Annotated in this window: 29 protein-coding genes and 1 tRNA gene; 19 read left to right on the top strand and 11 right to left on the bottom strand. The window is 70.9% G+C overall.

The window, feature by feature from the left end:
- Positions 1-81 precede the first annotated feature (81 nt).
- A complete protein-coding gene (locus ACZ3YO_RS11315) occupies positions 82-930 on the top strand; it encodes a hypothetical protein (protein ID WP_465567828.1) in 849 nt (282 codons plus the stop codon).
- 368 nt (positions 931-1,298) lie between these two features.
- On the opposite strand, the gene ACZ3YO_RS11310 is transcribed toward ACZ3YO_RS11315, so the two are convergent.
- Positions 1,299-2,039: an SLATT domain-containing protein gene (locus ACZ3YO_RS11310; RefSeq protein WP_465567825.1), complete on the bottom strand. Its 741-nt coding sequence runs from the start codon at positions 2,037-2,039 to the stop codon at positions 1,299-1,301.
- A gap of 764 nt (positions 2,040-2,803) precedes the next feature.
- On the opposite strand from ACZ3YO_RS11310, the gene ACZ3YO_RS11305 reads away from it, so the two are divergent.
- Complete coding sequence (locus tag ACZ3YO_RS11305; RefSeq protein ID WP_465567822.1) at positions 2,804-3,376, top strand: hypothetical protein; 573 nt, start codon at positions 2,804-2,806, stop codon at positions 3,374-3,376.
- Positions 3,377-3,434: 58 nt separating this feature from the next.
- Here ACZ3YO_RS11305 and ACZ3YO_RS11300 read toward each other — a convergent pair whose 3' ends face one another.
- Together ACZ3YO_RS11300 and ACZ3YO_RS11295 are read right to left on the bottom strand one after the other, a co-directional pair.
- Positions 3,435-4,193: a glycosyltransferase family A protein gene (locus ACZ3YO_RS11300; protein ID WP_465567819.1), complete on the bottom strand. Its 759-nt coding sequence runs from the start codon at positions 4,191-4,193 to the stop codon at positions 3,435-3,437.
- A gap of 2 nt (positions 4,194-4,195) precedes the next feature.
- On the bottom strand, positions 4,196-4,984 hold the full coding sequence (locus ACZ3YO_RS11295; RefSeq protein WP_465568056.1) for a GntR family transcriptional regulator: 789 nt from the start codon (positions 4,982-4,984) through the stop codon (positions 4,196-4,198).
- Positions 4,985-5,204: 220 nt separating this feature from the next.
- Here ACZ3YO_RS11295 and ACZ3YO_RS11290 point away from each other — a divergent pair, with 220 nt between their 5' ends.
- The 14 genes from ACZ3YO_RS11290 (at position 5,205) to ACZ3YO_RS11225 (ending at position 13,362) form a co-directional block, all read left to right on the top strand.
- On the top strand, positions 5,205-5,561 hold the full coding sequence (locus tag ACZ3YO_RS11290) for an SCO3933 family regulatory protein (protein WP_465547761.1): 357 nt from the start codon (positions 5,205-5,207) through the stop codon (positions 5,559-5,561).
- A gap of 5 nt (positions 5,562-5,566) precedes the next feature.
- A complete protein-coding gene (locus tag ACZ3YO_RS11285; protein WP_465567815.1) occupies positions 5,567-6,958 on the top strand; it encodes an FtsK/SpoIIIE domain-containing protein in 1,392 nt (463 codons plus the stop codon).
- Between the two features lie 80 nt (positions 6,959-7,038).
- The gene (locus ACZ3YO_RS11280) at positions 7,039-7,251 is read left to right on the top strand and encodes a hypothetical protein (RefSeq protein WP_465547759.1); all 213 of its coding nucleotides are present in this window, start codon (positions 7,039-7,041) and stop codon (positions 7,249-7,251) included.
- 184 nt (positions 7,252-7,435) lie between these two features.
- Positions 7,436-7,600, top strand: coding sequence for a hypothetical protein (locus ACZ3YO_RS11275; RefSeq protein WP_465567812.1), 165 nt, complete (start codon positions 7,436-7,438; stop codon positions 7,598-7,600).
- Positions 7,601-7,679: 79 nt separating this feature from the next.
- Positions 7,680-8,396 carry a DUF2637 domain-containing protein gene (locus ACZ3YO_RS11270; protein ID WP_465567809.1) on the top strand — a complete coding sequence of 239 codons (717 nt, stop codon included), beginning with the start codon at positions 7,680-7,682 and terminating at the stop codon, positions 8,394-8,396.
- Positions 8,397-8,408: 12 nt separating this feature from the next.
- Positions 8,409-8,606: a hypothetical protein gene (locus tag ACZ3YO_RS11265; RefSeq protein WP_465567806.1), complete on the top strand. Its 198-nt coding sequence runs from the start codon at positions 8,409-8,411 to the stop codon at positions 8,604-8,606.
- Positions 8,607-8,629: 23 nt separating this feature from the next.
- Positions 8,630-9,163 (top strand): DUF6197 family protein, encoded by a 534-nt coding sequence (locus ACZ3YO_RS11260; RefSeq protein WP_465567803.1) that lies wholly within the window; start codon positions 8,630-8,632, stop codon positions 9,161-9,163.
- Between the two features lie 86 nt (positions 9,164-9,249).
- Entirely contained in the window at positions 9,250-9,798 is a 549-nt protein-coding gene (locus tag ACZ3YO_RS11255) for a GGDEF domain-containing protein (RefSeq protein ID WP_465567800.1), read from the top strand.
- Between the two features lie 101 nt (positions 9,799-9,899).
- Positions 9,900-10,085 carry a hypothetical protein gene (locus ACZ3YO_RS11250; protein WP_465567797.1) on the top strand — a complete coding sequence of 62 codons (186 nt, stop codon included), beginning with the start codon at positions 9,900-9,902 and terminating at the stop codon, positions 10,083-10,085.
- A 1-nt stretch (position 10,086) separates the two neighbouring features.
- Positions 10,087-10,254: a hypothetical protein gene (locus ACZ3YO_RS11245; RefSeq protein ID WP_465567795.1), complete on the top strand. Its 168-nt coding sequence runs from the start codon at positions 10,087-10,089 to the stop codon at positions 10,252-10,254.
- 28 nt (positions 10,255-10,282) lie between these two features.
- A complete protein-coding gene (locus tag ACZ3YO_RS11240; RefSeq protein ID WP_465567792.1) occupies positions 10,283-10,561 on the top strand; it encodes a hypothetical protein in 279 nt (92 codons plus the stop codon).
- Positions 10,562-10,650: 89 nt separating this feature from the next.
- Complete coding sequence (locus ACZ3YO_RS11235) at positions 10,651-11,991, top strand: replication initiator (protein ID WP_465567789.1); 1,341 nt, start codon at positions 10,651-10,653, stop codon at positions 11,989-11,991.
- Positions 11,984-12,196: a helix-turn-helix domain-containing protein gene (locus ACZ3YO_RS11230; protein ID WP_465567786.1), complete on the top strand. Its 213-nt coding sequence runs from the start codon at positions 11,984-11,986 to the stop codon at positions 12,194-12,196. The genes ACZ3YO_RS11235 and ACZ3YO_RS11230 overlap by 8 nt, the downstream gene beginning before the upstream one ends.
- Positions 12,196-13,362: a tyrosine-type recombinase/integrase gene (locus tag ACZ3YO_RS11225; RefSeq protein ID WP_465567783.1), complete on the top strand. Its 1,167-nt coding sequence runs from the start codon at positions 12,196-12,198 to the stop codon at positions 13,360-13,362. Before ACZ3YO_RS11230 ends, ACZ3YO_RS11225 begins: the two co-directional genes overlap by 1 nt.
- Positions 13,363-13,501: 139 nt before the next feature.
- Here the strand turns inward: ACZ3YO_RS11225 and ACZ3YO_RS11220 are convergent.
- Positions 13,502-13,575: transfer RNA gene (locus ACZ3YO_RS11220), tRNA-Thr, on the bottom strand.
- Between the two features lie 297 nt (positions 13,576-13,872).
- On the opposite strand from ACZ3YO_RS11220, the gene ACZ3YO_RS11215 reads away from it, so the two are divergent.
- The 3 genes from ACZ3YO_RS11215 (at position 13,873) to ACZ3YO_RS11205 (ending at position 16,435) form a co-directional block, all read left to right on the top strand.
- Positions 13,873-14,964 carry an ABC transporter ATP-binding protein gene (locus ACZ3YO_RS11215; protein ID WP_396321935.1) on the top strand — a complete coding sequence of 364 codons (1,092 nt, stop codon included), beginning with the start codon at positions 13,873-13,875 and terminating at the stop codon, positions 14,962-14,964.
- A 205-nt stretch (positions 14,965-15,169) separates the two neighbouring features.
- Positions 15,170-15,610, top strand: coding sequence for a hypothetical protein (locus ACZ3YO_RS11210; protein WP_465548393.1), 441 nt, complete (start codon positions 15,170-15,172; stop codon positions 15,608-15,610).
- 48 nt (positions 15,611-15,658) lie between these two features.
- Complete coding sequence (locus tag ACZ3YO_RS11205) at positions 15,659-16,435, top strand: nucleotidyltransferase family protein (RefSeq protein WP_465548392.1); 777 nt, start codon at positions 15,659-15,661, stop codon at positions 16,433-16,435.
- Positions 16,436-16,616: 181 nt separating this feature from the next.
- Here ACZ3YO_RS11205 and ACZ3YO_RS11200 read toward each other — a convergent pair whose 3' ends face one another.
- From ACZ3YO_RS11200 to ACZ3YO_RS11170, 7 genes are all read right to left on the bottom strand, one after another.
- Complete coding sequence (locus ACZ3YO_RS11200; protein WP_465567778.1) at positions 16,617-18,338, bottom strand: DoxX family membrane protein; 1,722 nt, start codon at positions 18,336-18,338, stop codon at positions 16,617-16,619.
- A gap of 195 nt (positions 18,339-18,533) precedes the next feature.
- Positions 18,534-19,529, bottom strand: a complete 996-nt coding sequence (rlmB, locus tag ACZ3YO_RS11195; protein ID WP_396321939.1) for a 23S rRNA (guanosine(2251)-2'-O)-methyltransferase RlmB — start codon at positions 19,527-19,529, stop codon at positions 18,534-18,536.
- Positions 19,530-19,664: 135 nt separating this feature from the next.
- Complete coding sequence (gene cysS, locus ACZ3YO_RS11190; protein ID WP_396321940.1) at positions 19,665-21,059, bottom strand: cysteine--tRNA ligase; 1,395 nt, start codon at positions 21,057-21,059, stop codon at positions 19,665-19,667.
- Between the two features lie 129 nt (positions 21,060-21,188).
- Positions 21,189-21,584 carry a PPOX class F420-dependent oxidoreductase gene (locus ACZ3YO_RS11185; RefSeq protein ID WP_396321941.1) on the bottom strand — a complete coding sequence of 132 codons (396 nt, stop codon included), beginning with the start codon at positions 21,582-21,584 and terminating at the stop codon, positions 21,189-21,191.
- Between the two features lie 212 nt (positions 21,585-21,796).
- On the bottom strand, positions 21,797-22,315 hold the full coding sequence (ispF, locus tag ACZ3YO_RS11180) for a 2-C-methyl-D-erythritol 2,4-cyclodiphosphate synthase (protein WP_465567774.1): 519 nt from the start codon (positions 22,313-22,315) through the stop codon (positions 21,797-21,799).
- The gene (gene ispD / locus ACZ3YO_RS11175) at positions 22,305-23,024 is read right to left on the bottom strand and encodes a 2-C-methyl-D-erythritol 4-phosphate cytidylyltransferase (RefSeq protein ID WP_465567771.1); all 720 of its coding nucleotides are present in this window, start codon (positions 23,022-23,024) and stop codon (positions 22,305-22,307) included. Before ispD ends, ispF begins: the two co-directional genes overlap by 11 nt.
- A gap of 334 nt (positions 23,025-23,358) precedes the next feature.
- Positions 23,359-23,841, bottom strand: coding sequence for a CarD family transcriptional regulator (locus ACZ3YO_RS11170; protein WP_030244332.1), 483 nt, complete (start codon positions 23,839-23,841; stop codon positions 23,359-23,361).
- Positions 23,842-24,075 lie beyond the last annotated feature (234 nt).

Here is a 24,075-nt window from a genome sequence, read left to right as displayed (position 1 = left end):
TTTACTGCGCTTCACCGGTATTCTCGAAGGACCTTCACGACCCATATTTACTGCGGTATTTACTGCGGAAGAGAGGCTCATATGCCCGATCAGCCACCGGTGGAGTACGCGGTCGCCGTCGAGCGTTATCTCGCCGCCTCCGAGCTCGGCCCGGGCTCCCGCCGGATCTACCGGATCGCCCTGAACACCTGGGCCTGGGCGCTCGCCGACCGCCTCGCCCCCACCGGCCCCGAACGGCGTCGCGCCCGGCCGCCCGTCCTCCCGCTCGCCCTGCTCGACCATCCCGGAGCGGCCGCCCGCCTCCAGGCCGCCGTCACCCACCGCGCCGGCGGCACCGACCCGCGCACCCTCAACCGCGAACTCTCCACCCTGCGCGCCGCCGTGGCCTTCTGGCGCACCCGGGGCTGGATCGACACCGACCCCACCACCTCCCTGCGCCAGCGCCCCCTGCCCGCCACCGACGCCGCCCCACTCACCCCGGACCAGCTCCGCGCCCTCTTCGCCCTCCGCGCCCCGCTGCGCGAACAGACCCTCTGGCAGCTGCTCCACGACAGCGGCGCCACCATCGAGACCGTCCTCGCCCTCGACGCCGACGACCTCGACCTCCCCCACCGCCGCACCCGTCCGCCCGCCCCGCCACTGCACTGGGGGGCCGGGACCGCGCGCCTGCTCCCCTTCCTCCTCGCCGGCCGCACCACCGGCCCGCTCTTCCTCACCGGCCGCCGCGCCCCCGCCACCACCCCCACCCGCGACCGCTGCCCCCACACCGGCCGCGCCCGCCTCTCCTACCGCCGCGCCGCCGAACTCTTCACCGTCCACACCCCGGCCCCCGGCTCGACCCTGCGCCAACTCCGCCCGGCACCCCCGAAAACACCGCCGGCCCCGGGCGACGAGCCCGGGGCCGGTGATCACGCGACCACCACCCGCTGACGGCACGGTCCGGCCCCGCCGCACACCGCGGACCCGGATCCGCGGGAGAACGCCGAGAAGGGCCCCTCCACCCGTGGATGGAGGGGCCCTTCGAAGTGCTCTGGCGGAGCGTCTGCACAGAGCCCCCTGTCGGGTTCGAACCGACGACCCCCGCTTTACAAGGATTGGCGTGCGGTCCTGGCGCTGACCTGCGAATCGCCACCCTGGCCACCTGACCGCCGCCGCGCCGCTGGCGCCCGCGATTCACCGTCACGTACCGCCCGATCTGGCACGCCTGTGGCACAGCCTCGGCCCCAACGCCGGCATTGGCAGACTTTACGGTCCACTGAGACAACCGCCCGCAACCCTGGCATTGGGCCTTCCGGGCACTAGATCACCTCGGGTTGACCCTGATGAGACTGCTCTAGCTGCTGCTCACGCATTCGCTGGTCTGCCCGTAGAGCTTCGACAGTAGTGGCGAAACCTTCCAAATTCTGTTCATCATCCCGCCCGTAGGGAGAAATGCCTAGATCGAGCGCAATGACATGCTGCTCCATACTGTCGGCAGTCTGCTGAAGGTTAAATGCGCGCTCTCGCGGCTTAAAGTACCCAACCACAGCAGTGATTACCGTAATAGTGAAGCCCAAGACAATCAGGACCCCCTTTCCCGGCTGCGGAGGGTCGTACCACGCGGTGATCGCAGAAACCCCCGCAGATCCAACAAAGACTATCCACTGCAGAAAGAGGTGAACGCGCCGATAATAGCGAGACTCCTTGCGGAGCCTAACTACTTCGCCAGGGATCCGCTCCTTATATGACGCCCGACGATCCACCGTAGACGGCGTGAGTCTCCTCGCCTCAAGAATTCTGCGCTCCTCCGCCAACTCCAGGTCGAGCTTAAGGTCGCTCACCGGAGTCTTGCGATCCTCCCAGAATTCAAAGTCTCCATTAAATTCCAAGTTCGCCAAGGCAATGAAGATAGCCAGCAATGCCGTCAAAATGCCAGCAAATGTTCCATTAACCTCACCTGGGATATCCCGCCCCAGCCACACAAAGAGCCCAAGTCCAGCCCACAGCAGAGCAACGGAGGCAAATAGCAACGGGGCGCCGAAAAGGCCAATCACCTGCATACGTCGATTTCTAATTCGGTGACGGAGGTCGGCAACCTCGCGACGATGCTCAATCAGGGCATCCGTCGTATCCACATTCCCTGACGCACTCATCGATTCCGACATCGACTTTCTACCCCCACGGACGTAAGCCTTCCCACTGCCCGGCTGATTCTGCCAGCCCGCGGGTCTCGTTGGGCGACTTTAGAGAGACTCCTCGCGCCCAGCCGTGGCGATGCTCAGTCTTCCCGGGAGATCTCTTCGTTCCCACTCCCTCTCAACCCGAAATCAGCTGCCGCTGTCGCCCCTACTTGCGGGCGGTGGAGCGGTTTTGGCCGGTGTCCTGTCTGGTTTGGGGTCGAGCATGATCGGGGGGCCGTAAGCTGTTGCGACTCGGTCAGGGCTTTTGGGCCTGACCGCAATTTGGCCGAGTGGCCCCCCGTTCTTGCTCGACGCGGGTCCCGGGCCAGGGAGGTGGGTAAAACCGTGGAGGAGCCCGTCACCAGCCACGGCCGGTAGTGGCCTGTACCCATCCCCTCCGGTCCGACGCCTGGCGCGGCCGGCCGCCGCCCGCCCCGGGCGAAGACAGGGGGCGAGGCGAGCGGCAAGGCCTGCGCCCTGGCGCGCAACGCGCGCCCTTGAACCCGTAGAGAAGAGTTTTACGCACCCCTCCTCCCTCATCACCCCGCCCTCCTTACCTCCTCTGCCCCTGCTCCTTGGCCCGCCGGCCGCCTATGATCGGCAAGCTCTGAACTGACGGTTCTTCACCATCCTGCGCGGGGGCCATGGATACGATCACCCAGCTTGTGACCATCGCGGCCGTGGTTCTCGGTGGGCTCACTACCTACCTGACGAACAGCCTGATGGAACGGAGCCGGCGCAAGGACGGGTTGCGGCTCCGCTGGGACGAGAAGAAGTTGGACGCCTACGCCGACTACGTCGGGCAGGTCCGGACCACGATCCATATCTCGGTTCTCCTGTACGAGGTCCGGGAAGAGATCCGGCAGATGCCTCGTACTGAGCACGAGCTGTCGATGGAGCTCACCGAAGCTGGCGGGGATCAAGCCAAGGCCTTCGAACGGGTCATGCTGCTTGCCGGCGACGACGTGATCGAGGCGGCGCACTCGATCCAGGAGGCCCTGGCTGCGATCGGCTGGCAGGCACGGGGAATGGTCGACGGCACCCTTGCCGAGTGGCGGGCCTTGCACACCGAGGTGTTCAAGGCGATCAACCGGTTCCACGAAGCCGCTCGCGCCGATCTGGGCGTCCGGGGCCGCTTCGAGGGTGATCAGCACACCGCCCGCGGGCTTCTCCTGCCCGGCGCTCGGGCCGCCGACGGGTCGGCTGACCGCATCTAAATCCAGGCAGCAAAAACGGCCCCAGCAAGCTGCCGGGGCCGATCCTGCCGCGTCACGCTCAACCGGCGTCGATCCGCCAGTTCCCCAGTGCCAGCAGAGCCTCTGCCCGGGCCTGGACGACCGCCATGCGGGCTGCTCGCTCCACCTCCTGGCTGTGCGCCGCCTGGTGGGTGCTCTGCCCGGGCCACTTCCGGTACAGCAGCCCGGTGTCCGCGACGAACCACCCGCGACTGACTGCGTTTAGCGCCAGCAGCAGCCCGGTGTCCTCGGACGCCGGAAGTGCCATCCACCCGCCGAGCGCGAGCAACAGGTCCCGCCGCACACACAGCGTCGCCGGGTGCACCTGGGCGCGGAAGTCGTGGGCCTTCCAGTGCTCCAGCACCTCGCCGCGCTCGATCGGCCCGGCCGGCGGGTCCTGGTCGAAGCCCACCGTGCTCCCGTCCGGCAGCAGGTCGAGTACGCGGGACGTCGTCCACGCCACGCCCGGCCGGTTTGTGAGGACGGCAAGGTCCCGGGCCAGCGTTCCGGGCGGCAGCATGTCGTCGGCGTCGAGCACCTTCACGAACTGCCCGACGGCGCGGGAGAGCCCCATCGTGCGTGCCATGCCCGCACGCCCGTGCCGGCCCTGGCCAAAGCTGATCCGCGCGTCGTCCGGGACGTGGGGGGCGACGTCGTCCGTCTCGCCGTCCTCCTGGATCACCCACTGCCAGTCCCAACCGTCCGGGAGATCCTGCTCCAGCAGCGACTTGTAGGCGTCGGCCAGATACTCGGCGCTCGGGCCGTGGACGGCCGTGATGACGGTAACGAGGTTGGTCATGCTCACCACCTGTTCAGCTTGGTTGTGTAGACCATCTCGGTACGGTCGCCCGGCAGGACAACATCGGAGACCTCCACCACGCGGTCCGTCGTGTCGATGCAAGTCTTCCGGAGAACGATCACCGACACACCCACCAGCAGACCGAGTTCTTCGTTCTCCTCGGGCGTCGGAGGCCGGGCCCGAAAGGTCTCCACGATCCGGTCCAGCTCAATTCCTACGGTGTACAGCTGGTTCTGCGTCCCGCCTGGCCATGGCTCCTGGTCCTCTCGGAGCAAGTCGGGGTTCCCCTCGATCATGTCGAGTACCAGGTACGACCGGGCCACGTTGAACGGCGCGTGCTCCTCGCTGTACCGCGTGCGGTAGATCCGCTCCAGCAGCAACGCACCCTCTGGGATCCCGAACGCGGCGGCAAGATCGGCGTTGGCACGCACCTTCTCGTACTGGGCCGAGAACACGAGATCGTTCACGGTGAGCCCGGTGTCGTGCTCGGTGGCGCCGGTCTTCAGCCGCTCGGACTCCGGCTCCCGGGCACGATCTTTCTCCCACTGGTGGCGCTGGTTGTCGCGCTTCACCTTGGTCGGCTGCCGGCGGACGAAGGTCCCACGGCCGTGCTGCTTCTCCACCAGTCCTTCGCCCTGGAGCACGCCCACGCCCTGGCGGACGGTCGGAACGCTCACCCGGTACTGGTCCGCAAGCGCGGTCTCGGCCGGCAGCCGGTCGCCCGGGGCCAGCTCGCCCGTGTCGATCCGGCGCCTGAGATCGGCTGCAATCCGCTCGTACTGGTTGGCCATGGTGCTGGTCACCGTCCTGTCGTGGTCTCCCGCTCATCCTAAGTCCTAAAGAGGTGTTGACGACTAGCTGATGAGCCGTCATAGTCATGGAAGCAGCAACTCCTAATGAGGACTTGAAGACAAGATCTCAGGAGGTGCTGATGACACCCGGTATCTGCCGTGGTGAGGCTGCTCCGAGGACTGACGAATCCCCTCGGTGCCAGATGAAGGAGCCCAGCTCATGCGCTTCATCCCCGTCGACACGACCGCCGCGCTGGTGATGGTCGCCCAGGCGCCCCGCCCGAAGCTCAAGGACCGCCGCACCGGCGAGATGGCCATGGACACCGAGACCGGCGCGCCGCTGGTCACCCTGGACGTCACCTTCGTGGCCAACGGTGAGGCCGACATCCTGTCCCTGACCGTCCCGCAGCCGGGCATTCCGGACGGGCTCGCCCCCGGCATGCTGGTCAGCCTCACCCGGCTGATCGCGCGGCCGTGGGAGAACGAGTTCAACGGTCAGAAGCGCTCCGGCATCGCCTTCCGGGCCGACGCCGTGACCGTCACCGCCGCCCCGGCGCTCGCCGGCGCCGGCGCCTGACCGCCATGGACGCCCTGACGACGACGCTCCTGGAGCTGGGCGCCCCCGCTGCGGTCCTCGGCTCCGGAGCCCTCTACGCGAGGGCCAGGATGCCCCGCACGTACTGGGCGACTGTCGGCCTGCCGCTGACCGTCCACCGCATCCGGAGCGACTACGAGAACGTGATGGAGGCCTGCGGCCTCACGGTGGAGCCCTCGTTCTGGCGGGCCATGGCCTCCTCGGCCACCAACCGGCCCGCGCGGCCCGCGATGCCCAAGGTCCGCAGCATCACGGCCAGTTCGACCGGGCTTCGGTTGCGGCTGCGGCTCGCCCGTGGCCAGGAGACGGCCGACGTGGTGAACGCCACTGAGCGTCTGCGGCACGCCTGGGGCGTCCACGCGGTGTACGCCTCGGAGGTCAAGCCCGGTGTGGTGGATCTGCGGATCGTCGGCTTCGACGTGTTGCAGAACGTCCGCCTGCCCCGCCGGGCCAACGCCAAGGCCGCCCGCCTGCTAAGGGTCCCGGTCGCTCTCCGGGCTGACGGCACCATCCACCACCGGGACTTCCGGCAGTCGCCGAACGGGCTGAACCTCGGCGCCAACCAGTCGGGCAAGTCGATGTTCACCCGGAACCTGATCCATGGCCTTGCCTCGCAGCCGGTCGCCCTGGTGGGCATCGACTGCAAGCGCGGCGTGGAACAGCGACCCTTCGCCCCGCGGCTGTCCGCCCTGGCCACCGACCAGGGTGAGGCGCTCGGCCTGCTGCTGGCGCTGCTGGTCGAGATGGACGACCGGTACGACCTGATCCGCGCCTACCAGGGTGTGCCCGGCTCGGTCGCTGCCGAGGAACTGACCGCCGACATCTGGGGCCTGCCGGCGAAGGTCCGGCCGGTGCCCGTCATCGTCCTGGTGGACGAGATCGCCGAACTCTTCCTGGTCGCGAGCAAGGCCGACGAGGAACGCCGGAACCAGATCGTCACCGCGCTCATCCGGCTCGCCCAACTCGCCCGCGCCGCCGGCATCTTCTTGGAGATCTCGGGCCAGCGCTTCGGCTCCGAACTCGGCAAGGGTGCCACCCTGCTCCGTTCCCAGCTCACCGGCCGCACCGTCCACCGGGTCAACGACCTGGAGACGGCGAAGATGGGGCTCGGTGACATCTCCGAGGCCGCCATGACGGCCGCCACTCGGATCAGCCCCGACATGCCCGGCATGGCCGTCGCCGCCGACACCTCCGGCCACTGGTCCGAGATCCGCACGCCCTTCCGCTCGCTCGCCGAGGTCGCTGAGCACTGCGCGAACTTCGCCCACCTGGTGCCGGACCTGCCGCGCCTCGCGGCCTTCCGCCCGCCGGTGGTGCCCATCATCCCGCCTCAGCCCACCGTCCCGCCGGTCTTCGCTCCGCTCCCGGCCGCCGAGTAGCTCCCCCCGCCCACGGTCGGCGCGACCGCTTCGCGCCAATTCCCTACCCCCGCCATGCCTCGACCAGAAGGAGAACGCCCATGTCCCGCAAGCCGTCCATTTCCGAGATCGGCGCCTTCATCGGCCGCCTCAAGGCCAACGCCGACCGCCGCGCCGACTCCGGCCCGCTGCTGGCCGAGAAGGCCGATCTGCTGGAGCGCATCACCAAGGCCAACCCCGACGACCGCGACGCCGCCGAGGTGGCCCGGGACGCCCGCGCCGCCGCCGATCGCGCCCAGCGCAACGCCCGGTGACCCCGGTGGCCGCCCGCAAGCGCCAGACGGCGCCCAAGCCCGCGCCCTGCCAGCACTGCGAGGGCACCGGCCAGACCACCGAGACCGTCTATGCCGGCCGTGGTCCGCGCCGGCGCCAGATCGCCGAACAGGAGGCCACGTGCCTCGACTGCCTCGGCACGGGAATTGCGTTGGGGGTCCCGCAGTGATCCAGATTCGCGTGATCTGCGACGTCAACAACGTGCACCTGGTGGTCGCCGACCTGTGCCGCCTTTGGAGCGTGCACGAGGTCAAGGAGTACCCGACGCGCACCCCCGGTCAGCAGCGGCTCTACATCACTGCGTCCCGCCGTCCGAGCAACGCCCAGTAGAGCCCGTCCACCGAGCCCGGGCGGCCAGCCAGCCGGCCCCGCCCGGTCTCCCATCCCATCGAACTGGAGGTGAACCGACATGCGCCGACTCCCCAAGCTGGACGCCGTCCTGGCGCAAGCGGTGATCGCCGCCGCGCTCTCCTTCGCCCACCTGCACGACCTCGCCGAGGCGGCCGGCCAGACCGGTTGGAAGTCCTGGGCCTACCCGGTGTCCGTCGATCTCCTGCTCGTCGCCGCCTGGCGTCGACTGCGTTCCGGGGCCTCGGTCCGGCTCGCCTGGTGCTGGTTCGTCATCGCGCTGACCGCCTCGCTCGGCGCGAACATCGGCACCGCCGGCCTGCTCGACCTCGCCGATACACCGGCCTGGCTCCGCGTGCTCGTCGCCGGCTGGCCCGCCGCCGCATTCCTCGGCGGGACCCTGCTCGCCCACTCGACCACCGCGCCCACGCCGGACGCCGTACCGGCCGAACCGGAGCAGGACGACACCGAGGCCGACGACCTGCTGCCGCTCTACTCCGCGGACGTCGAGATGGTGTCCGAGCCGACACCGGCCCTTCCTCCGCCGCCCGTCCCGGAGATCGCCCCGGCTCCCGCGCCGGACCCGAATCCGGCCCCGGTAGCAGTCCCGGTTCCCGCTGCGGCTCCGGCCGTCCCGTCCTTCCTCCTCGACCACGCCCGGAAGGTCGCCGACGACCACCGCACCCGCACGGGCAACCCGATCGACGCCGCCACGCTCCGCACCCGGCTCGGCATCAAAGACCCGCTCGCCTCGGCCCTCGTCGCCGAACTCGCCTAAAGGAACGGCCCGATGAACATCTCGCTGCCCCTCCTCCCCATGCTCGCCCTCGTCGCCTGGTTCATCGTGCGGAACCTCCGCCTGCGCTGGTGGGCCGTCGCCGCGCTCGTCCTCCTCGGCTTCTACCTCGCCGGATCCTCGGCCGCCCCGCTGATCGACAACACCACCCGTGACGGCGTGAATGTCATCAACAAAACCGGCACCAAGTAGCCATTCACACAGGAGAGTTCCACATGAACACCAAGCTCCTGAGCCTGCCGCCCCTGGTAACGGCCGAAGGCTCCGGCCTGGTCGCCGAGATCGAGGCGTACTTGGCCACGCTGCCCACCCTGGTCCGCATCCCGGTCCCGTACATCTCGCCCCTCGGCTCCACCGTCCAGCCCTGGAACGCCGGCTCCCCGGTCCCGCGCGCCACCCTGCTCGACCGGCTCACCCGCCGCCCGGCCCGTCCGGTCCCGGTGACCGCCGCCGATCACCTGCGGCTCGCCTCCCGGTACATCGTCGCCGCCGGCTGGCTCCAGGGCGCCATGTGGGATTCCGCCGGCCGCGTCTGCCTCCTCGGTGCCCAGACCGCCGTCCTCGTCCACGGCTACGGCACGCCGGCCACCGTCCAAACGGCCCGGGTGCAGGTCATGGAGGTCCTGCACGCCACCGGCCGCCCCGTGCGCTCCCCGGACGAGTTCAACGACCGCCCCACCACCCGGCAGGCCGACATCCATCATCTGCTCGACCGCGCCGCCGCCCGCGCCCACTCGCTGGGCCTCTGACCTCTCCGGGAACGGCCAACACGCCGCCAGCATCCCGCCGCTCCGGAGATCGCAACCCTTCCACCGCCCATCACGAAGGACCGCTCATGGATCTGCCCACGATCTTTGCCGCCGGTGCACCGCTGATCGGATGGACCACTCACGGCCTCTGGCTGAACCGCCGCCTGGCCACCGCCCGCCGCGACCCGCTCACCGGGCTCCACACCCGCGACGGCTTCACCGCCCGCGCCCACCAGCTGGTTGAGCACTACCCCGCCCGGGCCTCGGTGCTGCTGATCGACCTGGACGACTTCAAGGTCACCAACGACACCCACGGCCACGCCGCCGGCGATGCGGTACTCACTGCCACCGCTGAACGCCTCGCTGCCTGGTGCGGTCGCTCCGGCATCGCCGCGCGCCTCGGCGGGGACGAGTTCGCCGCCGTCGTCCTGGACGGCCCCGACCGCCTGTCCGATCTGCGAAGGGTGCTCCACCAGCCGGTTCCATACGCCGGTTTCATGCTCCCGGCCTCCGCCTCAGTGGGCATCTGTCCCGCCGCCGCGCTGCCGGTCGCCTCGCTCACGGACGCGCTCGCCGGCGCCGACCGGGACATGTACGCGCACAAGCGCGACGGCCGTACCTCCCGCCGCCGCTGATCTCAAGACCGGCCCCGGTGCGGCAACACGCCGCCAAGCATCCCGCCGCCCCGGGGCCGCAACCCCTTCCCGAACCGAAGCCCACGAAGGAGAGCACCATCATGCCCCAGCACAGCCACGCCCCGACCCGAATCTGTCCGACCTGCTCGGGTCACGCCACGGCGCACATCGCCACCGGCATGCGCCTGCGTGACGGCTCCCGCGCCACGGTCCCGGTCAACTGCCCCACCTGCCGGGGCACCGGCACCGTCGCCCGCCCGCTGGCCACCACCGCGAACGCCATCTGACATGGCTCTCCTCGACTGGCGTCACTCCCGGCACTGGGCCAAGAAGCCCGCCCCCTGCGGCATCTGCGACAAGCCCACCAACCTCCGCTCCGACCTCGGCAAGCCCGTCCACAAGGTGTGCGCCGAGGAGTGGCTCGACAAGCACCAGAAGCCCACCACTCAGCAGTAACCACCTCTTTAAGAAAGGACGACCCGTCATGGGACTGTTCAAGCGCAAGCAGAGTGAGACCCCGGAAGAGCGCTACGTGCGCGACGCGACGGAGCTCCGCGCAACTCAGGCATTCAAGGCGTGGAAGGACGCGTCCAACGACAGGCGAGGGGCGTGGCAGAGCGCTGCCAAGGCCGCAAACCACGGCAATGACGAGCAGATCGTTGACGCCACGATCCGCTATCGCAACGCCGCCGACCGGGAAGACCACCTTGCCGCCGAATACGAGCGGTGGGGGTACAGCAAGCGACGCCGCAACGCCGGGTGACCTGACCTCAAGGCATCCAATCGCCAGATCACAGCCCCGGAGCCTGCTCTGGCTCCGGGGCTCCACTCCCGCGTTGAAGGTGAACCACTATGACCGCTACTGCCCCCGTCCCGGTCGCCGACCTCCTCGGCCTCGCCCAGCTCGGCATCATGCCCGACCTGATGCGCCAGCTCTCCGGCCTCGCCGGCTGCACCTCGCCCATTCGGCTCGACGGCTGGCGCACCGAGATCAACGAGGCGACTGGGAAAGTACTCCACCACCTGGACTCCGTCGACCTGCCCACCGGGAACCTCCTCGTCCGCTGCGGCAACCGCCGTACCACCCGCTGCCCGTCCTGCGCCGAGACGTACCGCCGGGACACGTACCACCTGATCAACGCCGGACTTGTCGGCGGCAAGGGCACCCCGGACACCGTCACCACGCACCCCCGGGTCTTCGCCACCTTCACTGCCCCGTCCTTCGGCCCTGTTCACAACCGGCCCGCCTCCGGCCGCTGCCACTGCGGGACCGCCCACGTCGCCGACGATCCGGCGCTCGGCTCGCCGCTCGACGCCGAGAGGTACGACTACGAAGGCGCCGTCCTGTGGAACGCCCACGCGGGCAAGATCTGGGCGCGCTTCTCGATCAACCTCCGCCGAGAACTCGCCAAGCGGGCCGGTCTGACGCAGCGCGAGTTCAAGGAGTTCGCCCGAGTCTCGTTCGGCAAGGTCGCCGAGTACCAGAAGCGCGGCGCGATCCACTTCCACGGCGTGATCCGCCTCGACGGCCCCGAGGGCGGCGACAGCCCTCCGCCGGCCTGGGCCTCGGCAGGGCTGCTGGCCGACGCGATCCGCGCCGCCGTCCGCCGGACCGAAATACCCGGCCCGATCCTCGACGGTCGACAGCACCGCTTCGCCTTCGGCCGGCAGCTCGACATCCGCACGATCCGCGCCGCCGACTTCACCGGGCCCATCCCGATCACAGAACGGGCCGTCGCGGCCTACATCGCCAAGTACGCAACCAAGGGCGCCGAGACCGCAACCGGCACCCTCGACCGCCCCGTGCGCCTGCTCGCCGAGATCGCCCAGCACGACATCCCCGAGCACGCCCGCCGGCTCATCCGAACCTGCTGGAAGCTCGGCGCCCGCCCTGAACTCGGCGAACTCCGCCTCCGGGCCTGGGCACACATGCTCGGCTTCCGCGGCCACTTCTCCACCAAGACCCGCCGGTACTCGACCACCCTCGGCGCGCTCCGCGACGCCCGCACCGCTTGGCGCCGTGCCCAGACCCTCGAACGCCTCCACGGTCCCGACGCCCCGGCCGCCGACGAAACCACACTCGTCCTCGCCCACTGGGCCTTCGCCGGCCGAGGCCTCACCCGGGGCGAATCCTGGCTCGCGGCCGCCATCCAACCCGCACCCGGCACGGAAGGAGAACCCACCCATGCTTGATCCGCTGCTGACCGCCGCCCAAGTAGCGGAACTGCTCGGCACCACTGAGCGGTTCCCCCGCCGGCTCATCGCCGAGCGACGTATCGCCTTCGTCAAGGTCGGCCGCCACGTGCGCGTCCCGGCCTCCGCTGTCGCCGAGTTCATCGCCGAGCGGACCGTTCAGCCTGTGACCGTCCACCGTCGATCTCTGCGGAAGGTGGCGTGATGGCCAACATCAAGGGCAACCGACGCCGCTTCGGCTCCGTTCGCCAACTGAAGTCCGGCCGCTGGCAGGTTCGTTACCCCGACCCGCTGACCGGCCAGCTTCGCCCCGCCGAGGAGACGTACGAGACCAAGACGGATGCCGAGGTCGCGCTCTCCGTGATCGAGGCGAGCATCGTCACCGACAAGTGGACCGACCCGGACGCGGGCAAGGTGAAGTTCGGCCCATTCGCCGAAGACTGGCTCAAGGAACGCAAGTTGGAAGCCACCACCAAGGAGCGGTACGAAGGCGTTCTCCGCCTGCACCTCAAGCCGACGTTTGGTGAGCGGTTCGTCTCGGAGATCACGGCTCCCCGGGTGCGCACCTGGCGAACGAAGCTCCTGGAAGCGGGCGTTGGTGAACCGACCGTCGTCAAGGCGTATCAGCTCCTGCGCAGCATGATGACGACCGCCGTCGATGACGAGATGATCACCCGGAATCCCTGCCGAATCAAGGGCGCCGACACCTACGACGTGCCGGAACGGCCGGTGCTGACCATCCCCGAGGTGTACGCCGTCGCCGCCGCGATTCAGCCGCAATGGCGGGCTCTCGTGCTGCTGACCGCCTTCACCACGCTGCGCCTCGGCGAGTTGGCCGCGCTCCGCCGGCGGGACGTGGATCTGGACGCCCGTGTCCTCTGGGTCCGCCGCAATCAGGCCGAGCTGAACAGCGGCAAGCTGATCACCAAGGCACCCAAAAGTCGCGCCGGCTTCCGCCCGGTGGCCTTCCCCGTCGTGATCGTGGCCGACCTGGAGCACCACTTGGAGCGCCACGCCGCCAAGGGCCAGGATGGCGGGTTCTTCGTCGGGCCCCGCGGTGGTCGGCTTCGCCGGAGCAACTTCCGGGACGACTGGACGGCGGCGAAGGTCAAGGCCGGAATCTCCGGCGACGTGCACTTCCACGATCTACGCCACACCGGCAACACCCTGGCGTCGCAGAACGGGGCCAGCACCCGCGAACTCATGACCAGGATGGGCCACAGCACCACCCGGGCCGCGTTGATCTACCAGCACATGACCAGCGACCGTGACCGCGCCATCGCGGACCGCATGGGCGAGGCAGTCCGCCGGGCCCTCGGCAAGGACGACCCGCCGGCGGCTTCTGGCACGCCCGTGGCACAAGCCGACTAGGCGCCCCACCGCCGCGCGGATCGACATCAGCGCCCGCCCGCCGACTCACCACAGCGTTGTGGACCCTTTGTGGACTCCACCAGCAAGAACGCCCCGAACCGGATCCCGGCTCGGGGCGTTCTGCGCTGCTCAGACGCTGAGCCCCCTGTCGGGTTCGAACCGACGACCCCCGCTTTACAAGAGCGGTGCTCTGGCCAACTGAGCTAAGGAGGCATGGTGACCGTCCGCGACATGGTCACGGCGGCACCGGGGGCAGTCTACCGGGCGGGGGTCGGGCGGTGGTGGCATATCCGGGGGATGGGCCGGGCGGGGCCCGGGCGGGGCGGGGTGGGCGGGCGTGATGGAACCGATGCCGAAATCGGGTGGCCGGGGGCTGACAAGCGGCGAAGGCGCAGGTAGCGTCGCCTGGAGTCGCCGTGTTCAGTGGTTCAGACCACTGGGCGGCGACGCGACATCCACCCTTTACTCGGATCGTCCGGCACGTTCCTGCCGGTGAAGGAGAGCACAGCCATGGCTTCTGTGACGTACGACAAGGCGACCCGTGTCTACCCCGGGGCCGACAAGCCCTCCGTGGACGCGCTGGACCTGGACATCGCGGACGGGGAGTTCCTCGTCCTGGTCGGCCCCTCGGGCTGCGGCAAGTCGACCAGCCTGCGCATGCTGGCAGGCCTGGAGGACGTCAACAGCGGCGCGATCCGCATCGGCGACCGCGACGTGACGCACCTGCCGCCGAAGGACCGGGACATCGCGATGGTGTTCCAGAACTACGCGCTGTACCCGCACATGACCGTCGCGGAGAACATGGGCTTCGCGCTCAAGATCGCGGGCGTCAACAAGACGGAGATCCGGGCCAAGGTCGAGGAGGCCGGGAAGATCCTGGACCTCACCGCGCTGCTGGACCGCAAGCCGAAGGCGCTCTCCGGCGGTCAGCGCCAGCGTGTCGCGATGGGCCGCGCGATCGTCCGCGAGCCGCAGGTCTTCCTGATGGACGAGCCGCTGTCGAACCTGGACGCCAAGCTCCGCGTCTCGACCCGCACCCAGATCGCCGGCCTCCAGCGCCGCCTGGGCATCACCACCGTGTACGTCACCCACGACCAGACCGAGGCGCTCACCATGGGCGACCGGGTCGCGGTGCTCAAGGACGGCCTGCTCCAGCAGGTCGACACCCCCCGCAACATGTACGACCGGCCCGCCAACCTCTTCGTGGCCGGCTTCATCGGCTCGCCCGCGATGAACCTGGTCGAGGTGCCGCTGGTCGACGGCGGCGTGAAGTTCGGCGGCTCGGTCGTCAACATCTCCCGCGAGGACCTCGCCGGCGCCGGCACCGACAAGACCGTGACCGTCGGCATCCGCCCGGAGCACTTCGAGATCGTCCCGAGCGGCGGCATCGAGGGCGTCGCCGTCACCGTCAACGTGGTCGAGGAGCTCGGCTCGGACGGCTTCGTCTACGGCACCACCAAGATCGGCGGCGAGGACAAGGACCTGGTCGTCCGCGTGCACGGCCGCCAGATCCCGGCGCGCGGCGAGACCATCCACGTCGTGCCGATCGCCGACGAGACCCACGTGTTCTCCACCAGCTCCGGCGCCCGCCTGAGCAACTGAGCGACCCGGCGCCCCACTGCCCGAGGACGTGGGGCCCGGGCGCGGAGCAGCGCAGGACGGAGCCCCGTCGGACCATCGCGGTCCGGCGGGGCTCCGCCGTCAACCGGCCTTCGTCAACACGGTGAAGGGACGAACCGGGACACCGCGTCACTCGATGGTGTAACGGAGGGCGATCCGGCCCCTACCCGGCGCTACTCTCCTGAGCGTGAAGCAGCTTGTTCGCCGTATCGGCCAGACCATCGCCCTCACTCTGCCCGTCGTCCTGGTGACCACGGGCACCCTCGCCGTGACCAGGGTGCCGTGGGCTCCGCCGACGGGCCTGGACCAGCAGGTGGTGGCGGCGTCCAGCGGGGACGGCGCCGGCATCGGCCGGGCGTCCACCGGCAAGGCGCCGGAGGGGCTCGACCCGCAGGACGCGCTACGCGTCGCCCTGCTGGACGAGCTGCGCGCGCACAACCCGGGCACCGCGCTGGACCTGCTGGAGCGCTCGATGCGCGAGCAGCCGGCGCTGACGCCGTACTGCAGCACGCTCGCCACCGAGCTGGGCAAGGCGGCGGTACGCAAGTACCAGGGGGACGCCCAGCGGGCCCGCTCCTTCGCCCGCCCGGTCTGTGACGGCTCGTTCGCCTCGGGAATCACCGGCTGACCCCCCTGCCACTGTGGGCCGCCACCGACGCGCGCCTATTGTGCAGCCATGACCGCTGACACCACGCCCCCGCAGGCGCCGCAGCCTCCCACGCCCCAGCAGACCGTCGTCACCCAGGCCGTCATCCTGGCCGGCGGCCAGGGCTCCCGGCTGCGGCCCTACACGGACGACCGCCCGAAGCCGTTGGTCGAGATCCCGGGGACGGGCACGCCGATCCTGGGGCACCAGCTGGCCTGGCTCGCCTCCGAGGGCGTCACCGACGCGGTGATCTCCTGCGGGCACCTGGCCGACGTGCTGGAGGAGTGGCTCGACAAGGCCGACCTGCCGCTGCGGGTCCGCACCGTCGTCGAGGCCGAGCCGCTCGGACGCGGCGGCGGTCTGAAGTACGCGGCCAAGGCGCTGCCCCGGCCGGGCGAGCCCTGGTACGCCACCAACGGCGACATCTGGACCAGGTTCAGCCTGCGCGACATGGCCGCCTTCCACCACGAGCGGGGCGCCGTCGCGACCCTCGCGCTGGCCCGGCCGCGGATTCCGTGGGGCGCGGTGGAGACCGACCAGTTCGGCAACGTGCTGGACTTCATCGAGGCCCCCCCCTCGCCGTTCCTCATCAACGCCGGGCTGTACGTGTTCAGTCCGGAGTTCGCCGAGCTGCTGCCGGACGTCGGCGACCACGAGCGCACCACGTTCCCGCAGCTGGCCCGCGGCAAGCGACTGGCCGGGTACCAGCTGCCGCAAGGCGTCTACTGGCGTGCCATCGACACCGCGAAGGACCTCACCGAGGCGGCCAAGGAGCTCGCCGCGGGGGCGGGCCGCACTCCCGGCTAGACGCTCTCCCCGAGGGCCCTCAGGAGGCCGCAGGGCGGCCACCGCACGGCCATGGGCGGCCCCGCGTGGATCGGGAGCGGCCACCGCACGGCAATCGGCCGGGTGCTCCCCCACGGAGCACCCGGCCGATCCGTTCCCCGGCCCCTGAGGGGCCGGAGCCCCCGAGCGACCGGACGGTCCGTCAGGTCGACGTCGGCGACCCCGGTCGCGGACTGCGGGCGCCGCCGCCGGACAGCTCGGACAGCGGCCCGCTGCCCAGCACCCCGCCCAGCAGGCCCGAACCGGAGCCGGTGCTCTGGCTGGGCTTGGGCGCCGTCCCCGAACCGCCCGACGCCGGTGTGGTGCGCTGCGCGGGGGACGAGCCGGCCGGCGCGGCGGCCGACGGTGCCGCCGACGGCGCCGAGCCGGTACCGCCGGTCTCGGGCTTGGTCGACCGCGCCTTGCCGCTCGGGGTGGCCGTCGCGGCCTTCGGCGAGGCCGAGGCCGGGGTCGGGGTCGGCGGCGCGGACGCACTCGGCGTCGGCGAGGCGGGCCGGGAGGGGACGGGCGAGGGCGAGGTGGACGGGCCCTGCCCGCCGGGCGCCACGGACGGCCCGCCGCTCGGCCAGACCGGCGTGCCGTAGTCGATGCCCGGCCGGGACGGCGCGGGGTGCGGACGGCCGCCGGTGCGGACCGCGGCGCCCAGCATCGACCCGAGCACCAGGGTCAGGCCGACCACCACCGTGGTGACCACGGCGCCACGCCGCAGCACCCGGCGGCGCAGCGCCCCCGGTGCGCCGGAGCCGTACCGGCGCCAGGCCTCCAGGTTGAGCCGCCCGTCCAGCGAGGCGTACGGCGCTCCGGCGATCAGCAGCGGGCTCCAGGCCGCCAGGAAGATCAGGTCGGGCGTGTCGTAGACCGGCACGGACCGCCAGCTGACGGTGAAGAGCAGCGCGGCGGAGAGCAGCATCGCCGCCCCGGCCGCGAGCCGCTGCCAGAGGCCGAGGAGGGTCAGCACGCCCACCACGATCTCGGTGAACGACACCACCAGGCCCGAGCCCACCGGGTGCGCCATCGCGAAGGACAGCAGCGGCTCGGCGACCTTCCACGGGTGCAGCGAGGAGAGCCAGCGCATCATCGAGCCGCGCTCGCCGCCGTCGAAGTACACCGGGTCGCAGAGCTTGCTGAACCCGGCGTAGACGGAGAGCGAGCCCAGCACGGCGCGCAGCGGCAGCAGCACCAGGCCGAGGTCGACCCGGCGGCCGGGGTACCAGGGCTGCCTGCCCTCGGCGGACGCGGCCGAGACCTCGGGCAGCTCGCCGCTGGGCGTCCAGCCCTGCGGCACGCCGACCGGGCCGACGCCGGCCTCGGTGGCCGTCCCGCCGCCCTCGCGCGGCTGGCGCGGGACGGTCCGGGCGCCCGCGTACGGCGGGATCACCTGGGTGTCGTAGTCGGCCGGGTCTCCGTCGCCCATGCCGCGCCTGCCGACCCCGGCCGGCGCGGGCACGCCGGTGAGCCGGACGGCGTCCAGCAGCTGGGTGGCCGCGAGGTCCCCGGGGGGCGCCTGCCCGGTCCAGGTGACGGCGGTGACCCGGCCCTTGCGGCGCGGCGCACCGGCGCCGCCGGCCCCTGCGAACGCCGGCACGGCGGAGGCGGGTACGACGACCTGCGGGGTGACCAGCGGACGTCGGATCAGGCCCTGGGTGGCGTACGGGTCGCCGAACGCGGCGCCGGTGGACAGCAGTCCGGCCGGGGCCTCGATCAGCGGCGCCACCGGGGTGCCGAGCCGGAGCCGGAAGCTCGCCTGGGTGCTGCTGAGGCGCGCGGGGTCGGACGGCACCTTGACGGTGTTGAGGCCGGGGCCCGCGTCTATCCCGGTGCTGCCGCCGCCCAGGAGGGGGCGCCGAGGTGTTCTGGTGTCCACACCCGTCTAACCGGGTGACACCCGGTTAGGACACTCTCGCGAGTGGATATCCGGCGCCCACTTGAAGTGATCATGAGAAAAGCGATCGGGCCCGGTCGGGCCCGATCGCTTTCACCCGGATTGCGGACGCGCTGCGGAAATTTCGGAAGATCGCCTGCGCCGCGCGCCTCGCCTGTGCTGGGCCGAGAGCCCGCCTCAGCCGACCTTGCTGCGCAGGCGCGCGGCCTCGTACAGCACGATGCCCGCGGCGACGCCGGCGTTCAGCGACTCGGTGGCACCCGGCATCGGGATCCGCACCCGGATGTCGCAGGTCTCCGAGACGAGCCGGGACAGGCCCTTGCCCTCGCTGCCCGCGACGATCACGACCGGGCCGGACAGCGCCTCCAGGTCGCCGACCTCGGCCTCCCCGTCGGCGGCCAGACCGACCACCATCAGGCCGGCCTTCTGGTACGCCTCCAGCGCCCGGGTCAGGTTGGTGGCGCGGGCGACGGGCAGCCGCGCCGCGGCACCGGAGGAGGTCTTCCAGGCACCGGCGGTCATGCCGGCCGCCCGGCGCTCGGGGATGACCACGCCGTGCGCGCCGAAGGCGGCGGCGGAGCGGACCACGGCGCCCAGGTTGCGCGAGTCGGTGACGCCGTCCAGCGCCATGATCAGCGCGTCCTCACCGGCGTCGGCGGCGTCGGCCAGCAGGTCCTCGGGGTGCGCGTACTCGTACGGCGGGACCTGGAGCACCAGGCCCTGGTGGTTCATGCCGCCGGTCATCTGGTCCAGCTGGGGCCGCGGGGCCTCCATCAGCGGGATGCCGCGGTCGTTGGCGGCCTGGAAGGCGTCGCGGACCCGGTCGTCGGTGTCGATGAACTGCATGACGTACAGCGCCGTGGCCGGAACACCGCCCTGCAGGGCCTCGACCACCGAGTTGCGGCCGAACACCAGCTCGGCGGCACCGGCGCCGCCGCGGCCGCCCCGGCCGCCGGCGCCGGCCCGGCGCATGCCGGCCCGGGCCTTGGCGTCCCGCTCGCGCTTCAGCGCGGCGTTGGCCTGGCGCTGCTTCGGGTGGCCCTTGCGCTCCGCGCCGGGAGGGGTCGGGCCCTTGCCCTGGAGCGCCTTCCGGCTGTGGCCGCCGGTACCGACACTCGCGCCCTTCTTCGATCCGGGGTTGCGACGGTTCCTGCGTGCACTGTTGCCGGCCATGGCTGTACTTCCTGTCTGTCCGGCATGCCCGGCCGCCCGGTGGAAACCGGAGCCGGCCGACGGCATGCGCTACGTCATGCGGGAGGGCCGCACCGGTCCGGTACGGCCCACCCTCACCCCGATCGTCAGATGGGGTTACTGGCTGTTGATCGTCCAGCGCGGGCCGGACGGGGTGTCCTCGATCGCCAGCCCGGCCACGCCGAGCTGGTCGCGGATGGCGTCCGCGGTGGCGAAGTCCTTGCGGGCCCGGGCCGCCTGCCGCTGCTCCAGGACCATCCGGACCAGCGAATCGACCACGCCGTGCAGGTCGTCACCGCGCTCCGCCCCGGCCCAGTGCGGGTCGAGCGGATCGAGACCCAACACTCCGAGCATCGCACGGACCTCGGCCAGACGCGCCACCGCGTTCTCCTTGTCGTCCGCGGTGAGGGCGCTGTTGCCCTGGCGGACGGCGGTGTGCACGATGGCCAGCGCCTGCGGAACGCCCAGGTCGTCGTCCATCGCCTCGGCGAAGGCCGGCGGCACCTCGGGCGCCGCGTCGACCGGCCCGCAGCGTTCGACGGTCCGCTGGACGAAGCCCTCGATCCGGCCGAAGCCGGCCTCGGCCTCGCGCAGCGACTCCTCGCTGTACTCGATCATCGAGCGGTAGTGCGGGGCGGCCAGGTAGTAGCGGAGCACGATCGGCCGCCAGCGCTGGACCATCTCGGAGACCAGCACCGAGTTGCCCAGCGACTTGCTCATCTTCTCACCGGCCATGGTGACCCAGGCGTTGTGCACCCAGAAGTTCGCGAAGTCGTCGCCGTACGCCTTGGACTGGGCGATCTCGTTCTCGTGGTGCGGGAAGATCAGGTCCAGCCCGCCGCCGTGCACGTCGAAGGCCGCGCCGAGGTACTTGTGGGCCATCGCCGAGCACTCCAGGTGCCAGCCCGGGCGGCCGCGGCCCCACGGGGTGTCCCAGCTCGGCTCACCGGGCTTGGTGGCCTTCCACATCGCGAAGTCGCGCGGGTCGCGCTTGCCGGTCTCGCCCTCGCCCGCGGGCTGGCGGAGGTCCGCCAGCTTCTGGTTGGAGAGCGCGAGGTACTCGGGGTACGACTTCACGTCGAAGTAGACGTTGCCGTCGGCCGCGTAGGCGTGCCCCTTCGCGATGAGCGTCTGCATCATCTCGATCATCTCGGGGACGTGCCCGGTCGCCCGCGGCTCGACGGTCGGCGGCAGGCAGCCCAGGGCCGAGTAGCCGTCGTTGAAGGCGCGCTCGTTCTCGTAGGCGATCTGCCACCACGGGGTGCCGAGCTGGCGCTCCTTGGCGATCACCTTGTCGTCGATGTCGGTGACGTTCCGGGCGAAGGTCACCTGGTAGCCGCGGTAGGCGAACCACCGCTGCATGATGTCGAAGTTGAGGCCGGACCGGATGTGCCCGATGTGAGGCGCCGACTGGACGGTAGCGCCGCACAGGTAGATCGAGACACAACCCGGTACAAGCGGGACGAAGTCGCGTACCTGGCGGGTGCTGGTGTCGTACAGGCGAATGCTCACAGCGTCAAGCGTAGTGGGCAGCAGGGGGTGCCCCGCGACATTCTCGAATGTCAATACCGCGGCTGCGCCGTTTCTTCTCCGTGACTTGGTGGAGGCGCCCCCTCCGGGCCGGACCGCCGGACCGGCCGCTCAGAGGTTGCCGACCACCTTGCGCGGGGCGATCCGCACGACCACCCGCACATCGTCCGGGCCGTCGAAGCGGTAGACCTTCTCACCGCGGTACTTGTGCGCCAGCTCGTCGATCAGCTCCCGGCCGCCCTCCCGGGTGAGCGTGACCTCGCCGCGCACCTCCAGGTAGGAGTACGGGCTCTCCGGAGGGTTGACCACCAGGGAGATCCGCGGGTCCTTCAGCAGGTTGAGGTGCTTGCGGCGGCCCTCGACGGTGGAGAACAGGACGTCGTCGCCGTCCCGCTTCACCCAGACCACGGAGGACTGGGGGCTTCCGTCGGGCTGGATCGTGGAAACGACGGCGAAGCTCTTGCCGTCGATCAGGGCCTTGGCCCGGTCGGAGAGATGCGCGGTCATCGGGACCTCTTCTCGTCAAGCGGCGTACGGGAGGCCCCTGCCGAGGGGCCCGCACCGAACCGTAGCGACTCCCGCCCCGGCAAGGCGTCCTGAACACCCGTCAACCTCAGGGTGTCCCCGGAACGGACCCCTCATCTCCGGGTGTCCCCGGAAGGGACCCTGCGCCCGGCCGACGACGCCCGGCGGGCCGGGCCCCCGGCCCGCCGGGCCCCTCAGCGCCGCTCGTACACCAGGGCGGTGGCGATCGCCGCCAGGCCCTCGGCCCGGCCGGTGAGGCCCAGGCCGTCGGTGGTGGTGCCCGAGACCGAGACGGGCGCGCCGACCGCCGCCGAGAGCGCGGCCTGGGCCTCGTCCCGGCGCTTGCCGATCTTCGGCCGGACGCCGATCACCTGGACGGAGACGTTGCCGATCTCGAAGCCGGCCTCGCGCACCAGCCGGGCCGCCTCCTTGAGCAGCGTGACGCCGGAGGCGCCCGACCACTCAGGCCGGTCGGTGCCGAAGTGCGCGCCCAGGTCGCCGATCCCGGCGGCCGAGAACAGCGCGTCACAGGAGGCGTGCGCGGCCACGTCGGCGTCCGAGTGCCCGGCCAGGCCGTACTCGGCGCCCGGCCACTCCAGCCCGGCGACCCAGAGCGGCCGGCCGGCCTCGAAGGCGTGCACGTCGGTGCCGATGCCCACCCGGGGGATCAGCGGTACGGAGGGCCCAGCGGCCGTCGTCGGATCAGTAGCCATCGGATGCCCTCCGGCGGGCGAGTACGGCCTCGGCGAGCACGAGGTCCAGCGGACGGGTCACCTTGAACGCCTCCTCGTGGCCGGGCACCACCACCACCCGGCCGCCGAAGCGCTCCACCAGGCCGGCGTCGTCGGTGACCGGCGGCAGGCCGCCCTCGGCCTCCTCGGTCAGCGCCTTGGCGTGCACCCCGGCCAGCGTCTCCCGGCGGAAGCCCTGGGGCGTCTGGACCGCCCGCAGGGTGGCGCGGTCGGGCGTGTCGAGCACCGGCTCGGGCCCGCCCGGGTTGGGCTCGACCCGCTTGACGGTGTCGGCCAGCGGGACCGCGGGCACCACGGCCTCGGCCCCGGACCGGACGGCGGCCGCGACCGCGTCCACCACCTCGACCGGGACGAGCGGCCGGGCCGCGTCGTGCACCAGGACGATCTCCACCTCGGGCGGGATGGCGGCGAGACCGAGCCGGACCGACTCCTGGCGGGTCGCCCCGCCGGCCACCACCCGGACGTCCTTGCCGTCCAGCCCGTGGCTGTCGAGCAGGCCGGCCACCTCGGCGACCCCGTCGGCCGGCGCGGCGACCACGACCAGGCCGACCGCCCGGCTGCGGGCGAGCGCCCTCACTGCGTGCACCAGGAGCGGCACCCCGCCCAGTTCCCGCAGGGCCTTGGGGGCTCCGGGCCCCAGCCGCTCACCGCGTCCCGCGGCGGGCACCACTGCTGCTGCAACTGCTGCTGCGGCGTTCAGGTTTCACTCCTTCGGCGAAGTGGGTATGGCCATGGCGTGCACGACGACCGCGTGCACGACGGGCGTCCGGACCCCTTCCGAAAGCACCATGGTCCCCCGCCCGCCGAACACGCACCGCGGCACACGCAGAAGCAGTACGCGCAGAACGGTCATGCAGACCCGGGACCGGCCGGCTCGGGTGAGGGGGCGTCGTCCGGACACGCCTCAGCGCCCGAAGTGCCACTGCACCACTCCAGGACGGTTCGTCCGGGGAGCGGCGCGCCGGCATCGGGCGCTGTGAGCGGTGGGCGGCAGCCCGACTGCACTACGAGGCGAGCACCTCGTCGAGCAGCGTCTCCGCCTTGTCCTCGTTGGTGTTCTCGGCCAGCGCGAGCTCGCTGACGAGAATCTGGCGTGCCTTGGCGAGCATGCGCTTCTCGCCGGCCGACAGACCGCGCTCGCGCTCGCGACGCCAGAGATCGCGCACAACCTCGGCGACCTTGATAACGTCACCCGAGGCGAGCTTCTCCAGGTTCGCCTTGTAGCGACGGGACCAGTTGGTCGGCTCTTCGGTGTACGGTGCGCGGAGCACCTCGAAGACCCGGTCCAGACCCTCCTGGCCGACCACATCGCGCACGCCGACGAACTCCGCGTTCTCGGCGGGCACGCGGAGCGTCAGGTCTCCCTGCTGCACCTTGAGCACCAGGTAGGTCTTGTCCACACCTTTGATCTGGCGAATTTCGATGGCCTCGATCAGCGCGGCCCCGTGATGGGGGTAGACCACCGTGTCGCCAACCTTGAACGTCATGTGACAGGACCCCTTCCGTGGCTTTCCAGAATAACACGCTTTTCGGCGCACCCGAAGGGCGTTTTCGCAGGTCAGGGCGGGTCTCGGGGCTTGACAAGGACCCCCATGACGTGCTGCGACCGGTGTTCGACGGGGGCTTACCGCAGGTCGGAGGCGGTTCCGGCGCCCACCGAAACCTGCGGCAACACTCCCGACACCGTGATTGGATCTTGAGTTTTCACCGTTTATCGGGCC

This window comes from Kitasatospora sp. NPDC022785 (genome assembly GCF_055561295.1).
This window is presented reverse-complemented; position numbering and strand designations above follow the sequence as displayed.

What these genes read in the sequence shown, in the direction of transcription:
- ACZ3YO_RS11310 (WP_465567825.1), bottom strand. Translation starts at nt 2,039, where the DNA reads ATGCAGGTGATTGGCCTTTTCGGCGCCCCGTTGCTATTTGCCTCCGTT.
- ACZ3YO_RS11240 (WP_465567792.1), top strand. Translation starts at nt 10,283, where the DNA reads ATGGGACTGTTCAAGCGCAAGCAGAGTGAGACCCCGGAAGAGCGCTAC.
- ACZ3YO_RS11270 (WP_465567809.1), top strand. Translation starts at nt 7,680, where the DNA reads ATGCGCCGACTCCCCAAGCTGGACGCCGTCCTGGCGCAAGCGGTGATC.
- ACZ3YO_RS11300 (WP_465567819.1), bottom strand. Translation starts at nt 4,193, where the DNA reads ATGACCAACCTCGTTACCGTCATCACGGCCGTCCACGGCCCGAGCGCC.
- ACZ3YO_RS11315 (WP_465567828.1), top strand. Translation starts at nt 82, where the DNA reads ATGCCCGATCAGCCACCGGTGGAGTACGCGGTCGCCGTCGAGCGTTAT.
- ACZ3YO_RS11205 (WP_465548392.1), top strand. Translation starts at nt 15,659, where the DNA reads ATGACCGCTGACACCACGCCCCCGCAGGCGCCGCAGCCTCCCACGCCC.
- ACZ3YO_RS11170 (WP_030244332.1), bottom strand. Translation starts at nt 23,841, where the DNA reads ATGACGTTCAAGGTTGGCGACACGGTGGTCTACCCCCATCACGGGGCC.
- ACZ3YO_RS11230 (WP_465567786.1), top strand. Translation starts at nt 11,984, where the DNA reads ATGCTTGATCCGCTGCTGACCGCCGCCCAAGTAGCGGAACTGCTCGGC.
- ACZ3YO_RS11260 (WP_465567803.1), top strand. Translation starts at nt 8,630, where the DNA reads ATGAACACCAAGCTCCTGAGCCTGCCGCCCCTGGTAACGGCCGAAGGC.
- ACZ3YO_RS11265 (WP_465567806.1), top strand. Translation starts at nt 8,409, where the DNA reads ATGAACATCTCGCTGCCCCTCCTCCCCATGCTCGCCCTCGTCGCCTGG.
- ACZ3YO_RS11225 (WP_465567783.1), top strand. Translation starts at nt 12,196, where the DNA reads ATGGCCAACATCAAGGGCAACCGACGCCGCTTCGGCTCCGTTCGCCAA.
- ACZ3YO_RS11255 (WP_465567800.1), top strand. Translation starts at nt 9,250, where the DNA reads ATGGATCTGCCCACGATCTTTGCCGCCGGTGCACCGCTGATCGGATGG.
- ACZ3YO_RS11285 (WP_465567815.1), top strand. Translation starts at nt 5,567, where the DNA reads ATGGACGCCCTGACGACGACGCTCCTGGAGCTGGGCGCCCCCGCTGCG.
- ACZ3YO_RS11305 (WP_465567822.1), top strand. Translation starts at nt 2,804, where the DNA reads ATGGATACGATCACCCAGCTTGTGACCATCGCGGCCGTGGTTCTCGGT.
- ACZ3YO_RS11295 (WP_465568056.1), bottom strand. Translation starts at nt 4,984, where the DNA reads ATGGCCAACCAGTACGAGCGGATTGCAGCCGATCTCAGGCGCCGGATC.
- ACZ3YO_RS11280 (WP_465547759.1), top strand. Translation starts at nt 7,039, where the DNA reads ATGTCCCGCAAGCCGTCCATTTCCGAGATCGGCGCCTTCATCGGCCGC.
- ACZ3YO_RS11185 (WP_396321941.1), bottom strand. Translation starts at nt 21,584, where the DNA reads ATGACCGCGCATCTCTCCGACCGGGCCAAGGCCCTGATCGACGGCAAG.
- ACZ3YO_RS11245 (WP_465567795.1), top strand. Translation starts at nt 10,087, where the DNA reads ATGGCTCTCCTCGACTGGCGTCACTCCCGGCACTGGGCCAAGAAGCCC.
- ACZ3YO_RS11250 (WP_465567797.1), top strand. Translation starts at nt 9,900, where the DNA reads ATGCCCCAGCACAGCCACGCCCCGACCCGAATCTGTCCGACCTGCTCG.
- ACZ3YO_RS11235 (WP_465567789.1), top strand. Translation starts at nt 10,651, where the DNA reads ATGACCGCTACTGCCCCCGTCCCGGTCGCCGACCTCCTCGGCCTCGCC.
- rlmB (WP_396321939.1), bottom strand. Translation starts at nt 19,529, where the DNA reads ATGGCCGGCAACAGTGCACGCAGGAACCGTCGCAACCCCGGATCGAAG.
- ispF (WP_465567774.1), bottom strand. Translation starts at nt 22,315, where the DNA reads ATGGCTACTGATCCGACGACGGCCGCTGGGCCCTCCGTACCGCTGATC.
- ACZ3YO_RS11290 (WP_465547761.1), top strand. Translation starts at nt 5,205, where the DNA reads ATGCGCTTCATCCCCGTCGACACGACCGCCGCGCTGGTGATGGTCGCC.
- ACZ3YO_RS11215 (WP_396321935.1), top strand. Translation starts at nt 13,873, where the DNA reads ATGGCTTCTGTGACGTACGACAAGGCGACCCGTGTCTACCCCGGGGCC.